The sequence below is a fragment of the Microbulbifer mixtoriginis (SeqCode) genome, assembly GCF_052466695.1.
This window is the reverse complement of sequence record NZ_CP174285.1, coordinates 2,146,018-2,160,184: the sequence shown is the minus strand read 5'-3', so window position 1 is coordinate 2,160,184 and position 14,167 is coordinate 2,146,018. Positions and strand designations below refer to the sequence as shown.

Here is a 14,167-nt window from a genome sequence, read left to right as displayed (position 1 = left end):
CCTGAAATGGGGGGGGCTTAGCGAATTTATGATCAGTGCCTTTTGCATACGGCGGCCCCGTTTCGCTTTTGTCATCTCCATACTGATCTCTCTTGCGGGTATTCTCTCGTTGCCATTATTGCCGGTGGCGCAATTTCCAGAAATTACTCCAGCCACAATAAACGTCGCAGCCAATTACGCCGGGGCCAGTGCTGAAGTTGTGCGCGATAGTGTTGCCGTGCCCATCGAATCCCAAGTGAATGGCGTGGAAGGCATGGATTATATGTCCTCCACCAGTGGCAACGATGGCTCTTATAGTCTCACGGTAACGTTTAAATCTGGTTATGACGATGATATCGCTCAGGTCAATGTACAGAACCGTGTGGAGCAGGCCACGCCGCAATTGCCAGAGGATGTAAAGCGCGATGGTGTGGTGGTTTCCAAGCAAAGCACCACTTTGCTATTGGTCGTGAACTTATTTTCTCCTGAGCAGAAATTCGATGAACTTTTCCTAGCCAATTACGCAGAAATTTATTTGAAGGATGAGCTGGCGCGCGTATTGGGTGTGAGCAGCGTAGTTATTTTTGGCTCGCGCAATTACGCCATGCGCCTGTGGCTGGACCCGAATAGGATGGCGTCCCTGGACGTTACCACCGAGGATGTTATCAGCGCGGTACGGGCACAAAATGTGCAGGTAGCGGCTGGGCAGATTGGCTCGCCGCCCATTCGCAAGGACCAGCAATTTCAATACAACATCCTGGTGCAGGGGCGCCTGGTGAATCCCAAGGAATTTGAGGAAATTACTATTCGCGCCAAACCCGATGGCGCCATGGTAAAAGTGAAAGATGTGGCGCGGGTGGAATTGGGCAGTGAGTCCTATTCCTCCTATGGGCAATTGGATAACCAGGCTTCGGCAGTGATCGGCGTTTATCAGTTGCCGGAAGCCAATGCCATTGAAGTGGCTGACGGCATCAAGGCCAAGGTCAAAGAGCTTTCCCAGCGTTTTCCAGATGGCCTAAAGGCAGAGATCCTCTACGACACCACTCTGTTTGTTCAGGCCTCTATCAAAGAGGTGGTGCAGACACTATTTATTGCCCTGATCTTGGTGATCGCGGTGGTCTTCCTGTTTTTACAGGATTGGCGCTCCACCCTGATCCCCGCTATTGCCATCCCTGTTTCACTGGTGGGCACTTTTGCATTGATGCTGGCGTTTGGTATGACTATTAATACCATCACCTTGTTTGCGCTGATTCTGGCCATTGGCATAGTGGTTGATGATGCGATTATTGTGGTGGAAAACACCCAGCGACTGATGAGTGACGGCCTAACGCCAAAGGAGGCTGCGTTGCAGTCTATGCGTGAGGTTACTGGGCCGGTCATTGCCACTACGCTGGTGTTGTTTGCGGTGTTTGTACCGGTCATGTTGATGCCGGGTATCACCGGAAAAATGTATCAGCAATTTGCGGTTACTATTTCTATGTCGGTCGCGATTTCCTCCCTTAATGCGCTTACCCTGAGCCCGGCACTTTGCGCCAGTATTTTAAAAGTGGGTAAGGAAGGCGAAGTTGCCGGAGTGAAAGAGACCGGGGTATTTGGTTTTTTCAACCGAGGGCTGCATCGCTCCACCAATTTTTATGTGGGCATGGTAAAAGCCTGCGTAAAGATTCCGCTAATCGGAATTATCTCCGTTATCGGTATTTTCCTGTTGGCCTTTTGGTTGTTTAGTAGTATCCCCACTGGCTTTATCCCTGATGAGGACCAGGGCACGTTTATGCTACATGTGCAATTGCCGGATGGTTCCTCCCTGGAGCGCACTGGCCCGGTGGTGAATCAGGTTACAGACATATTATTGGAAGAACCCGGTATGGCCCATGTGGTGGGTGTGCCCGGCTATAACCTGCTTACCAACAGTGTCTCATCTAATACCGCAATGATGTTTGCGGTGTTAAAACCCTGGGATGACCGCACCAGTGAAGAGGATCACCAGTTCGCCATTATGCAGCGGGCACAGAAAAAACTGGCGCAGATACCCAACGCACAGATTATGCCTTTTGTCATACCACCCCTGCCGGGTATCGGTACCGTGGGAGGGTTTGAATTTGTGCTGGAGGATTTGCAGGGGCGCAGTATTACAGAATTATCACAAGTAATGATTGATCTGCTGGGTGCGGCCAATCAGCGATCGGAAATTTCCCAGGCCTTCACCAGTTTCCAGGCGGCTACCCCCCAGTTGGAATTAAAGATCGATAAAGAAAAAGCGCACGTACTCGGTGTGCCGTTGCCAGAGGTTTATTCGACACTGCAGACTTTTCTGGGCGGATATTACATAAACGACTTTAATTTATATGGCAAAGTATTCCGAGTGATCGCCCAGGCAGATGCGCAGTTTCGCGATGACGAACAAAATCTGGCGGGCTTCTATGTGCGCGCCAACAGTGGTGGTCTGGTGCCGATTACCTCGGTCTCCACTATTGAGCCGGTTGTGGCTCCACAAACTATCACCCGCTACAACCTCTATAACAGCGTGACGATTAATGGCGCTCCAGCACCGGGTTACTCCAGTGGTCAGGCCATGGATGCCATGGAGGAGCTGGCCTCCAGGCTGCCGGAAGGCTACGGCTATGAATGGACCGGGATCAGTTTACAGGAGGTTACCTCAGGCAATCTGGCTCCCATCCTGTTCAGTTTGGCCATAATATTTGTGTACCTGTTTTTGGTGGCCCAGTATGAGAGCTGGAGTATCCCTATTGCGGTGCTCTTGTGCGTGCCTATTGCGATTTGCGGTGCCATGTTGGTGGTGTGGCTGGCAGGATCTATCAATAATCTCTATACCCAGATCGGTTTGGTATTGTTAATTGGTATGGCGGCGAAGAGCGCAATTTTGATTGTTGAATTCGCCTGTGTGGAACGGGATAAAGGCAAGTCTATTGCCGAGTCTGCGATTTCAGCCACCCGCCTGCGTTTCCGGGCAGTATTGATGACGGCTATGTCGTTTATTCTCGGAGTGATACCGTTGCTGGTAGCCACAGGCGCGGGTGCCGTAAGCCGTATTTCCCTGGGGTTGGTCGTGTTTGGCGGTATGCTCGCAGCCAGCCTGTTCGCCACTTTACTGGTGCCTGTGTACTACGCGTTGGTGCAGGCGCTTCGTGAGAAGCTCAAAGGGGGCTATACGCCCCAGTCCCAGCTGGATGCAGCTTCGGCTGAGCGGCAGTAACTGGCTGGGAGCCGCAAATGGAGATTGCGGTATACAGCTCGGTGTTATCACCGGGAATCAGTATGATGAACTTTAGGGAGCCTTTGTTGTATGAGGCGGGATAAGTGGATATGTTATCGATTATCGAAAAGAAAATTTCCCAGCAAATAGAAGAGCTGGAGGCTGGCGTACCAACAGGGCCAGAATTGTATGGCCATGCCGCAGTGTTGATTGCACTTACCGAAGAGCCAGACCCCCATGTAGTGCTGACTAAGCGCGCCGATACACTATCTACCCATTCCGGAGAAGTTTCCCTACCGGGCGGGCGTTGGGATGCCACTGACCCCTCCCTGCAATATACCGCCCTGCGCGAAGCTCAAGAGGAAGTGGACCTGCCTATGAATCAGGTGCGGATGCTCGGCCCTCTGTGGCCGCGCACTACTCGCTGGCAGGTACATGTCACTCCCTGGGTGGGGGTGATCTCACCGGATACCCATCTCAGGCCCAACCCTGGTGAGCTGGATGCAATTTTTCGTGTGCCTTTGTCGTTTTTTCTTGACGATCCCCGTATCCGCACTGACCGAATCACTATCGATAATCAAGCTATTTATCTACCCGCCTACCAGTTTGGCGACTATGAAATCTGGGGTTTTACTGCCGGAGTATTAACCGAGTTCCTGGTAAGAATACTGGGCGCTTCTATTGGGCGCAGGGATGATGTGCCATTACGTACATTGAATTAGCCCTGCTCTAGAGGAATATTTCACGGATTCGGATTTTTTGATACTCGTTATATTGGTAGCTTTAATCTGATATCAGTTCACCCAAGTCTTTCCAGGCATCCTCTAAAAGACTTATCTGGTCACGAGTATTGGGATCAGCAGTAAGTATGGGAAAATCAGGATCATTCGGTAGCTTAGCAATAACTCCACGGCGGCATTGAAATAGCCAGCTGCCGTCTACCTTGACTAATTCATCATGGTATTCTGCGGCTACGGCAACGCGATAACCAGAGCGAGTCACTAAAATAAATACTGTAGTGGCTTTGCCTGAGGCAGATTGCCCATCTTCTGAAATATGATGTAATGGCGAACAGGTAATATGCCGGCTACCCAGTTTGTTGTGGATGACTGCATAGCGCTCTAGTTTTTCTCTTCCTCGGATTACTCGATTGCCATGCTCGAAGCGACCGTCAAGTGTAAAAAGTGACGCCCAACCTCGGGCATCACAGTTATCGATAGTTAAAGTGTAGCGAGCAAGTAGGTCGCTAATTGCGAATCGGTCTCTGAATAGCTGTAGTTCATTCATCATTTTACCCACTGATTATTTCGCTTCACTATTTATGAAAATAGCTCCTAAGCCGTGTTTCTGAAGATCACTTACAGGTGCAGCTTCTCCAGCCTGTACCCTGGTGTAGAAAAAATTAGGATGCCGCCGAAATAACTTTTGGGTACAAAGAGGCTTTCAAAAATCTATTATTCTTGCTTAATACCATAAATGGGCAGCTTAAGGATAAGCATGTCATGCAGACTGATGTTTCGATGGATCGCGATAAGACTCCGTTTTTTGACTGGGTGGCCAGGACAGATGATTTTGTAGTTAATGAACGCTGGCGCCGCTGGAAGGAGCTGATGGAGGCTGGTCTACCTTACCGCTGTGAATTGTTGCTCAAGTCTCATCATAACAGCGCGTATTATGGGGAATTTGCAGTATCTTCCAATCCTGAAACGGGAGATTCATTTGCTCGAGCCTGCTTCTCTGGGAATTCTTTTCATCGAGCAAGCAATCACTTGAGTGATGGGTATGCCAATTATACATTGATATATCTTTTATCTGGCCGTGGTGCTATACAGCGTGGGAGTTATTTTACCCCGATGAATCCCGGTGGACTCTACTTGGTTGATCTGGCGCAGACAATTACTCATGATTTGGTTCATGAAAGTCGCTCGCTATTGTGTCGCATTCCCCGTGAGAAGCTCGAGAGGTTTCGTTCAGGTCCCAAGGATAACTGTCCTCTGACCATAGATGGTAGCAGTGGTCCCGGCCTCTTATTACGTAATTATCTTTTGCTGTTTCCCCAGGCCAAACAAAGGTGCACCTTTGCTTCTTCCCGCTTTCTCTTTAATCCGATAGCCGAATTAATTATTGCCTGTATCCAGGAGAGTCGTGGCAATTTGCAGGCGGAGTCGGAAACTCCGAGTCGCTTAAAGTCTATTTTTCAACAGGTTTGCAGGCTGATTCAAAAACACTGTTGTGACTCGGATTTGTCCGCGCCACAGCTGGCAGCGTCATTGGATATCTCAACCTCCTATTTACATAGAGCGCTGCGTTTTCATAATACCTCTTATATTAACTTGGTGAGACGTGCCAGGGTGGAGGCCGCATCCGCACAGTTATTGGCAGCCGGGAAAAATGCAAGTATTTTACAGGTGGCGTTCAATTGTGGATTTAACGGCACCAGCCAGTTTTCCCGGGCATTCAAAGAGGAGCTGGGTCTTAGCGCTTCTGAGTTTGTAAAGCGCTCTTTTGTGGAGCGGGAAAGAACTCTGGCACTTGAAAGTTGACCCTGCCTGTAGGGTTTTTTCTTTTTATTTATAGTAAATTTTATCGGATACTAAGGCTAAGGTCCTACCTGTGTTCGATAGCCCCTCAGTCGAAGATAACTCGGAGGCTAGTGATAAGATGACATTAATCTTCTCAAAATCTTGACGAAGTGTTGAACCTTTGGCGGAGGCCTTTTAGAAAAAAGGTGCATATAGTGAACGGGAGTTGAAGCTATTGTGACTAGATGCCTTAAGGAGTCTTCTCTAACCAATTTTTCTGCAACAATGTCTGGTAGTCTTGCAACCCCTAAACTCATTGTTGTCATTTGTAAAATGTTATGTAGTGAGTTGCAGCGTATCTTGGGAATAACTCGAATCTCTTTTTTACTACCCAGCTGATATTTCACCGGGGTGCCCTGCCAATCATTGATGATATGTTGCCAGTTGCGTAATTCGGTAAGATCGTCAGGTATTCCTCCCTGTTGCTCTATATATCCTCTACTCGCATAGAGGCTTTCCCGGAGTATTCCCAGCTTTGATACTTTGGCGGATTGCATATCCAGGTTGCCTACACGAATTGCCAAGTCTACTTGGGAATCAATCAAATTCATTGGGGCATCATCCGCCAGTAAACGAACCCCCAGCTGTGGATGCTGCTCGTTAAGCTGTCTAATTGCAGGGACTATAACCGGCTCGCAGAGCGCGTGGGGAGCTGTGATTGTCAGTGTGCCCGAGAGTTCCTTGTTATTACTTTTTAAATCGGCCAGGGCGTTGTTGTAGATATCCCGGATCTCGCGACAGTGAGCGTAGAATTGGGTTCCTGTCTCCGTCAGTGAAAGCGAGCGGGTGCTCCGGTAAAGCAACCTTGTACCGAGATCTTCTTCCAATCTAGTCACTGCCTGGCTAATTGCCGACTTGGTACGTACCAGCTTGTCTGCTGCGGCAGTAAAGCTGCGGGCCTCAACTACGGCTAAAAATATCTGCATGTCCTCTAGGCTGGGTTTCATAGTTTAATTTCACTAAACACTAATTTGGTTGAATGTGTATTTATCACAGGCGGTGCGTTAGGGCAATATGCTTATGGAAGTTAAAGATCAAGCCTTTATCAAGAGGAGTCGGATATGAACAAGCTACTTATTGAGAAAACTATTGTGGCCAGCGAACAGTGGAAGTCGTTTTTTAATCAAGGGAATGCTGAAGGCTGCGCTTCAATGTATGAACAGAATGCTCAAATGAATGCCAGGCCGTTTGGTATATTTCTAGGTCGGGAGCAGATAAAAGCTTTCTGGCAAAACCTAGTGGCTCAGGGATTCTCTGATGTGGCTTATCAGGATACCGAGATTGAGGTAGTTGATGGTTCCTCAACAGTTCTTACCAGTAAGTGGAAGATGAACAATGCGCAAGGAGTTATCACTCGGGAACTATGGGTCCTGCAAGAGGATGGAACCATGCGCCTGCGCGAGGATGACTTTGAAGCTATAGAACCAAGCTGAAGGTAACAGTATAAATACTTCTGATTTTCGCTGCTAACTAGCAGTATCGCCAACGCTCGCTGGCCAAGAATTTTTGGCCAGTTTTAATGATGGTTATTTTATAGATATTTAATGTAACAAAAACAGATCCACCCTCGACTAAGAGGTGCCTTTTCAATTAAAGGGTGTGTAGATTTCTTTGAGAAATAAAAAGAGCAGTTTTTAATTAAATTGGGTTAACGTAAAGGATATACAAGATGCCAGAATATCATCATAAGTTCCAGTGTAATAAGTGTGGTATTTTTGTGGTTGAAAACGGTTCTCCGTTGCCTCCTCCGGTGATGGAACATGCCTATTACCATGCCCATAATGTTATCAGTCAGTTTGGTCCTATCTACAAGGGGATAGCCCCTAAGCGCCGGCCAATGTTGCATTGCCAAAAATATGTCAAATATATTCAGACAGTACCTAAGGCTGGCTCTGCTCAAAATTTGGGGAATCAGGCCGTCAATAAAGTTAGAACACTAGCCAGGGACCGTGGCGGAAATGGTTCGAACACACCGAGTATGGTAGCAGTTATGTACGATAGTGTATTAGAACAGTGGTTTGAAGGATCAACAGGGAATGGAACCAGTCGAGGATATATCCCGAATACGATTTGGAATACTATTCCGTCAGAACTGGATGTAGACCGATATATCTTTGGTCGAACCTGTGCTGAGGTAGACTGCCTGAGAAGGGCATTCAGTCAGCGGCGTAAATCAGGAGAAAACAGTCAATCTATCAAAAATAGTATTTTTGCGGCTCGTCAGCCCAATAAGCACAAAGGGAAATCGGATAGAAGGCCTCCTTGTGGTGCATGTAAGGCATGGATAGCCAGAGCTGGGGCTAAAGCATATTAATTCTTTTATTTTATTATCGAGACATTGCGGCTTAGCATAGTGAGTGGGGGCAGATCATCAATGTGTTTCTACTCGCTGCACTAAGTGTACTGACGGATGCGCAATTGAAGCCCTATTTTTAGTCAATGATTAGCCCTCTGAGGCTGGTGTGGGAGGCTTTATTTATTACATTCCCTGAATTTAGGCAGATTGCAATATCAGAGCCAATTGCGTTAAGACTGGATAGATACTGATTGAAGTGATTATCTCTCCACAGGGCAAACATAGAATACAGCAAATCTTATTTATGTTTTGGTCAGGTGCTGAATCATTGTTTTCTTGTTGATTTTCCATATTCTTGCAGTATGGCTAGTGCTCGTGTAACTGTCATAGGGGCTTCGACAATTGGTGCCATCAATGCCTGATGGGTTCGCCCAGTTGCTGCCATGCATCTAATAAGGGTTTTAATACATGTGCAGTTTGCTGATCTGCATTGAGTAATGAAAATTCTGGATCTTCAGGTAAGCCAGAAGCGATGGCACTTCGGCGCAGGAATAGCCGCTCACCATTAACCTTCACAAGTTCATCGTCATACTGGCCTGCCATTACCACGCGATAACCCGCGCGAGTTGCTGCAAAAAACTACTATGGTTGATTTTCCCTTATCGGTCGCCCTATCGAGAGAAACAACATAAAGATATGAAGACGTGATATGTTGGGTACCCAAACGGCTGTGGACAAGCAGGTATTCATAAAGTTTTTGCCGCCCTTTAATCATCAAACTACCGTTTTCAAAGCGACCATTTTCGGTAAATAGCGAGGCACAGACCTTGGCGTCTTGATTATCTATAGTGAGAATAAACTTTGACAGCAAATCGAAAATTGCCAGCTGTTCAAAAATAATATTCTCATCCTCCATAATGATTTATATGTTCTTTCTATATAGCTATGGTATTTAGGCTCAGAACTGGCTTTCAGGAATTGAAAGAGGGGTGTTGACAGAAAGTATCAGTACCTTTGTCGATTCTTTGGAGGATGGGTTAAGCGCTTTGTGACCCTGTTGATTTAACGGCACTCCCTTCAGCGGTAAATCTCCACCAAAGTGCACATCACCTGGTTGGTAGGTTACACAAACCCCATCTTTTGTTGTTGTTCTCCATCGGCCGGATAAGGTAATGACCCATTGTGGACTGGGGGTTGGGTGGAAATCACTTTCCCAGCTGGGAGGTAAGATGGCAAACTCACTGTTTATTACCTCTGGCAAATCTTTGTAGTGATATTCTGGATTGGGATTGGAATATTGGATTAATGTAAAGCCAGTTAAATAGTGCTCTGTTGTCCTGGAAATATGACTTTTGTCTGTCCAAAGGTGGTAGTACTTTTGCTGGGCTTTATGGTTTGTTTTCATATTTTTCATTAAGTTTCAAGATAGTAGATGGCATTATCTGAAGTGGCGTAAAGTCTTCCCTCTGCCATTGCTATGTTTACAAAGTTAATATCCTCAGAGTTTTCGTAGAGACACTGCAAGTTTTCTCCTTGTACTGAACAGGTCATCAACTTATTTAAGCTGGTAAATATTAGCTGTTTGTTCTCTCCAATAATTATTCCATCGATAAAACCCTGTGGGGGTATTTTGATGATTGTTTCTGTTTGAGCATTGCTTGACCCACAGCTGAGCTGGAGGGTGAATATAATTTGTTCATGGTTGCGGTCGTAAAAAGGCTTTACTTTTGTGATACTGCAGTTATCAACTAAAAACAAAGTTTCTTGATTGCAGGAGAGCGCAAGCCCGTGAGGAACAATAAATTCATCGCCCAGGCAAAATAATTGCGATGCTTGTACATCATAGGAGTATAATCCGGTGGGCAATTCGCTTTGTGGTTTAAACCCCTGGTAGTAACCATAATCTGGGTCGGTAAAGAAAAAGTGGGAGTTTGCTTGGACTATCTTGTTAGGTGAATTAAAGGGTAGTCCTTTAAAGTTATCAACAATAATCTCTCGGCAAAAGCTATTTAAATTTATGCGGCTAATACATCCAGGACTATCATGGAATCCCTGTTCAGCCACTAGCAGGTGATTTTTATCAGCTGTCAGGCACATACCATTAGCCATATTGCTTCGCTCAATTACCGTATGTATAGACCTGTCTTTAAAATCAAAATAACGAATGGCCGATGGAGTTCGATAATCACTTGAAGGTTTGGAGGTGAAATATAATCTCTTTTGCCAATCGACCCATACGAGGCCTTCATGTGCATCGGTTTCAACTAGCGGGTGAAGGCTATATTGCATAGATTTACCCTTTGATTTTGTTGTTCAGTGCTAAAGATACCTATCGCCTAGACGCTTGTGATTTTTAAAACCGATAATTTTTTCTTCGCAGTAACTCACTGGCTTAAAAATCTAATAATAGCAGAGCTGCACTTTCTTAAATGTGCATCTAAGGACCACTTTCTACCACCGGTTAACGCGAACGATAGGCAGATAAATGACCAAAATAAGGGGTATTCCCATCCACCATAAACAGTTTGCTCTACACCATTAATAACAATGCCGCTTGTATGGTCAGCCCAGCTGAAGCCGGCGAGATAGTGACGTCCTGAAAACAAGGCGATGAGCAAATAAAGTGACGTTCCAATTGCTGCGAAACGAGTGAATAGGCCAAAAGTGAAACCAATAAATGCGGCAAATGCGCAAAGCCCAGATATAACTACCATGATGCTGGAGAAACCTATAGCTGTGAAATATTGAACGATTTCTTCGTAAGTCTTGGCGCCTAGAAGTCCGAATTTTTCAGCAAAATGGTGAGTAAAGTTAAGCCCAATATAAATACGTATCAGCGCTAGTTGTAAATCGGCGGGGTTGCGATAAGGCTTTTCCATTAATATTTGCATTGAGCTTTCTCTTTTGATTTCTGTCCATGGCATCTAATCTATTTTACTGAAATCACACTTTTAACGAGGCTTAGTTTTCTTGCGGTCGTATATTTACATGTCTTTCATATGTTCTTTATGGAGGCATGAAAATATTCTTTGGTCGATTTGTTGGTTGGCATATCGCACGGTGATACTAGGCTTTTATATAGCTAACCTAAAATTAAGGAATTCCTTCATAATTCTTTAGGCTGCTTTGAAAGCTAGAAGGCTGATGTTGAAGGTTGCAACTGCTGGGTTTCAGCTCTTGCAAAGGCTATTGGCCAGGAGTTTTGTCTAACCTCTACAGCCTTAGGGGTCCACAAATGTATTACGGAATTTTTCAGGGACTCCTTAACTATAAGTACTCTCTTCATCAATACAGTAATTATCGACTTTGGCAGTGCCGACTATGGGAAAACTAAGCAACAAAGTCGCCATTGTTGTTGGCGGTAATGAAGGTATCGGTGATGGGACTACTCATCGCTTTGCGGAGGAGGGCGCCAAGGTGGCTATTTTGGCGCGCCGCGCTTTGGAGGGGCGAAAGGTCGAGCAGTCCATTCGTTCTTCCGGCGGAGAAGCTACTTATATCCCCTGCGATGTCACCGATAACAAGTTAGTCAGTCAAGCAGTGATGGAGACAATCAGTTGCTATGGGGCAATCAATATCCTGTTTTACGGTGCAGGGACGGGTGCGCCGAATATGTTTCCCTACGAGGGCTTACAGGAGTGGGAGGAGGTTTTTAAAGTCAACCTGACTGGCTGTTTTCTGATGTGTAAAGCGGTTTGGCCCTACCTGATTGGCGCAGGGGGTGGTGCCATTATTAATGTGTCTTCGCTTGCTGCGCAGAGTGCGCCAACCGATACGCAATTGGAGCAGGTTAGTTTCCTGCCATCAGCTTCTTACTATGCCTCGAAAGCCGGGGTGGAAGCCTTTACTCGTTATATTGCCGGAATTGGGGCACGTCACAATATCAGAGCCAATTGCTTGCGTCCTGGGCAGATACTGACCGAGGCGGTGACCTCTCCAGAGGGCAAGCATGTCTTTACTAACTTCTTAGAGCCCGCGCAGATGCTGAAGGGGCCAGGATACCCGCTCGATGTTGCTAATGCTGCTGTGTTTTTGGCGTCAGATGACTCTCGCTTTATCACGGCAGAAACGATTAATGTGGATGGAGGCTTGGTAGCCAAGGTTTGAGATTTGCTGCTCAACTTTTGGTTTAGGGGTGCTGCATCCAATCGGTTTCTGCGATTGAGCGTCTATATAACCCTTTAAGTCTATTTATAATAGGCGGCTATTTTTCCTTCCGGAACTGATTATGCCGAGACCCAAGTCCACTGTTTCTCTGGACGAGGTGCACTGGGGTGCGCTGAAAACCCTGTTCCCTTACTTATTGGAGTTTCGCCGGGCTGTCGCCCTGGCAATTTTGTGCCTGATTGGGGCAAAAATTGCGGGGGTCACTTTACCCTTTATCCTCAAGCATATCGTCGACAATCTGGATAAAACCGGTGGTGTTGCCCAAGCCATAGCTCTGCCACTGGGGCTGTTATTGGCTTATGGTGCGGTGCGATTCTCCAGTACTCTGTTTGGTGAGTTGCGGGATACCATCTTTGGCCGGGTGACGGAACGGGCTCAGCGTCGAGTTGGCCTGGAGGTATTTCGGCACCTACACAAGTTGGATATGGACTTTCACTTGGATCGGCGTACCGGGGGGCTCTCTCGGGATATTGAAAGGGGCAATAGCGGCATTGGCTTTTTGATGCGCTTTATGGTGTTCAATATCGTACCCACTCTGCTTGAGATCGCCATGGTAGCGGGCTTGCTCTGGTGGAATTACAGCGGCGTGTTTGCTCTGGTAGTGCTGGTCGCCGTTATTGTTTATATCGGCTTCTCTGTCGTGGCCACAGAGTGGCGTACCCGTTTTGTACGCGCCCTGAATGAAGCCGAATCCCAGGCCAGCAGTCGTTCGGTAGACAGCTTGCTCAACTATGAGACGGTGAAATATTTTGCCAATGAGCGGCATGAAGCGAACCATTACGATCGTGAGCTGGCGGTATGGGAGCGGGCCCGGCGTAAAAACCGCCTATCGCTGTTTAGCCTAAACACTGGTCAGGCACTGATTATTGCCTCTGCCATGTGCGCAGCGATGATTTTGGCGGCGGTAGGCGTGACCAAAGGGCAAATGACCATCGGAGATTTTGTCCTGGTTAACGCCTTTATGATGCAAATTTTTATCCCGTTGAATTTTCTCGGTTTTGTCTATCGGGAAATGAAAGGTGCCCTGGCCAATATTGAAAAGATGTTCTCTTTACTCAGGGTTAAGCCAGCGGTGGCCGATCAATCCGAGGCCTTAGATTTGCAAGTGCAGGAAGGGCGAATTGAATTTGATGCCGTGCGCTTTGGTTACAAAGACAATCGTGAAATTCTGCGCCAGGTTAGCTTCTCCGTGCTGCCACGCCAGAAAGTGGCGATTGTGGGAGCCAGCGGGGCCGGTAAGTCGACCCTGTTTAAGTTGTTGTTCCGCTTTTATGATGTAAGTGATGGGTCGATTCGCATTGATGGCCAGGATATTCGTACGGTCAGTCAGGAATCCTTGCGTCGCGCTATTGGTGTGGTGCCCCAGGATGCGGTGTTATTCAACCAATCAATCAAAGAAAATGTGCGTTATGGGCGGGTGGATGCCACTGATGAGGAAGTGATTGCTGCAATTCATCATGCTCACCTGTCGGATTTTGTCCGCCAGCTGCCCCAGGGGGTGGATACTCTGGTTGGTGAGCGCGGCCTTAAGCTATCCGGTGGTGAAAAACAGCGGGTTGCCATAGCGCGGGCGCTGCTCAAAAAACCACCGATTATGATTTTTGATGAAGCTACCTCCTCTCTGGACAGCCGTTCGGAACGCAGTATTGTCGCCTCTCTGAAAGAAATTGCCCGCGAACAGACCACACTGGTGATCGCCCACCGTCTTTCGACAATTGTGGATGCCGATAAGATTTTGGTCATGGATCAAGGCCAGATCGTTGAGCAGGGTTCCCACAGCCAGCTTCTGGAGGAAGGCGGGCACTATGCGACCCTGTGGCGTATGCAGCAGCAGGAGCGTACGACTGGAATAGGAGAAGAAACTCCTGTGGCTTCTCAGGTGGCGGAGCCATAAAAGCCTGTCTTGATAATTGTGTGTAGCCAGACTAA

14 protein-coding genes are annotated in these 14,167 nt (G+C 47.1%); 7 read left to right on the top strand and 7 right to left on the bottom strand.

Annotated elements, in window-relative coordinates:
• Positions 1-28 precede the first annotated feature (28 nt).
• Together ACJJI0_RS09595 and ACJJI0_RS09590 are read left to right on the top strand one after the other, a co-directional pair.
• Complete coding sequence (locus ACJJI0_RS09595; protein WP_444885689.1) at positions 29-3,193, top strand: efflux RND transporter permease subunit; 3,165 nt, start codon at positions 29-31, stop codon at positions 3,191-3,193.
• A gap of 110 nt (positions 3,194-3,303) precedes the next feature.
• A complete protein-coding gene (locus ACJJI0_RS09590) occupies positions 3,304-3,915 on the top strand; it encodes an NUDIX hydrolase (RefSeq protein WP_252085055.1) in 612 nt (203 codons plus the stop codon).
• A gap of 61 nt (positions 3,916-3,976) precedes the next feature.
• Here the strand turns inward: ACJJI0_RS09590 and ACJJI0_RS09585 are convergent, their stop codons facing one another.
• The gene (locus ACJJI0_RS09585; RefSeq protein WP_444885688.1) at positions 3,977-4,480 is read right to left on the bottom strand and encodes a nuclear transport factor 2 family protein; all 504 of its coding nucleotides are present in this window, start codon (positions 4,478-4,480) and stop codon (positions 3,977-3,979) included.
• Between the two features lie 215 nt (positions 4,481-4,695).
• Between ACJJI0_RS09585 and ACJJI0_RS09580 the strand changes: the two genes are divergently transcribed.
• On the top strand, positions 4,696-5,736 hold the full coding sequence (locus ACJJI0_RS09580) for an AraC family transcriptional regulator (protein WP_444885687.1): 1,041 nt from the start codon (positions 4,696-4,698) through the stop codon (positions 5,734-5,736).
• 107 nt (positions 5,737-5,843) lie between these two features.
• Here the strand turns inward: ACJJI0_RS09580 and ACJJI0_RS09575 are convergent, their stop codons facing one another.
• Entirely contained in the window at positions 5,844-6,722 is an 879-nt protein-coding gene (locus ACJJI0_RS09575) for a LysR family transcriptional regulator (RefSeq protein WP_444885686.1), read from the bottom strand.
• Positions 6,723-6,836: 114 nt separating this feature from the next.
• On the opposite strand from ACJJI0_RS09575, the gene ACJJI0_RS09570 reads away from it, so the two are divergent.
• Together ACJJI0_RS09570 and ACJJI0_RS09565 are read left to right on the top strand one after the other, a co-directional pair.
• Positions 6,837-7,208 carry a Cif family virulence factor gene (locus ACJJI0_RS09570; protein ID WP_444885685.1) on the top strand — a complete coding sequence of 124 codons (372 nt, stop codon included), beginning with the start codon at positions 6,837-6,839 and terminating at the stop codon, positions 7,206-7,208.
• A 236-nt stretch (positions 7,209-7,444) separates the two neighbouring features.
• On the top strand, positions 7,445-8,089 hold the full coding sequence (locus ACJJI0_RS09565) for a hypothetical protein (RefSeq protein WP_444885684.1): 645 nt from the start codon (positions 7,445-7,447) through the stop codon (positions 8,087-8,089).
• 393 nt (positions 8,090-8,482) lie between these two features.
• On the opposite strand, the gene ACJJI0_RS09560 is transcribed toward ACJJI0_RS09565, so the two are convergent.
• The 5 genes from ACJJI0_RS09560 to ACJJI0_RS09540 form a co-directional block, all read right to left on the bottom strand.
• Positions 8,483-8,674: a hypothetical protein gene (locus tag ACJJI0_RS09560; protein ID WP_444885683.1), complete on the bottom strand. Its 192-nt coding sequence runs from the start codon at positions 8,672-8,674 to the stop codon at positions 8,483-8,485.
• On the bottom strand, positions 8,658-8,987 hold the full coding sequence (locus tag ACJJI0_RS09555) for a nuclear transport factor 2 family protein (protein WP_444885682.1): 330 nt from the start codon (positions 8,985-8,987) through the stop codon (positions 8,658-8,660). Before ACJJI0_RS09555 ends, ACJJI0_RS09560 begins: the two co-directional genes overlap by 17 nt.
• A gap of 42 nt (positions 8,988-9,029) precedes the next feature.
• Positions 9,030-9,485, bottom strand: a complete 456-nt coding sequence (locus tag ACJJI0_RS09550) for a cupin domain-containing protein (protein ID WP_444885681.1) — start codon at positions 9,483-9,485, stop codon at positions 9,030-9,032.
• Positions 9,485-10,360, bottom strand: coding sequence for an SMP-30/gluconolactonase/LRE family protein (locus ACJJI0_RS09545; RefSeq protein WP_444885680.1), 876 nt, complete (start codon positions 10,358-10,360; stop codon positions 9,485-9,487). The genes ACJJI0_RS09550 and ACJJI0_RS09545 overlap by 1 nt, the downstream gene beginning before the upstream one ends.
• A gap of 95 nt (positions 10,361-10,455) precedes the next feature.
• A complete protein-coding gene (locus ACJJI0_RS09540; protein WP_444885679.1) occupies positions 10,456-10,962 on the bottom strand; it encodes a DoxX family protein in 507 nt (168 codons plus the stop codon).
• A gap of 430 nt (positions 10,963-11,392) precedes the next feature.
• Here ACJJI0_RS09540 and ACJJI0_RS09535 point away from each other — a divergent pair, with 430 nt between their 5' ends.
• Entirely contained in the window at positions 11,393-12,178 is a 786-nt protein-coding gene (locus tag ACJJI0_RS09535) for an SDR family NAD(P)-dependent oxidoreductase (protein WP_252085065.1), read from the top strand.
• Positions 12,179-12,299: 121 nt separating this feature from the next.
• Positions 12,300-14,132, top strand: coding sequence for an ABCB family ABC transporter ATP-binding protein/permease (locus tag ACJJI0_RS09530; RefSeq protein ID WP_444885678.1), 1,833 nt, complete (start codon positions 12,300-12,302; stop codon positions 14,130-14,132).
• The last annotated feature ends 35 nt before the right edge of the window (positions 14,133-14,167 follow it).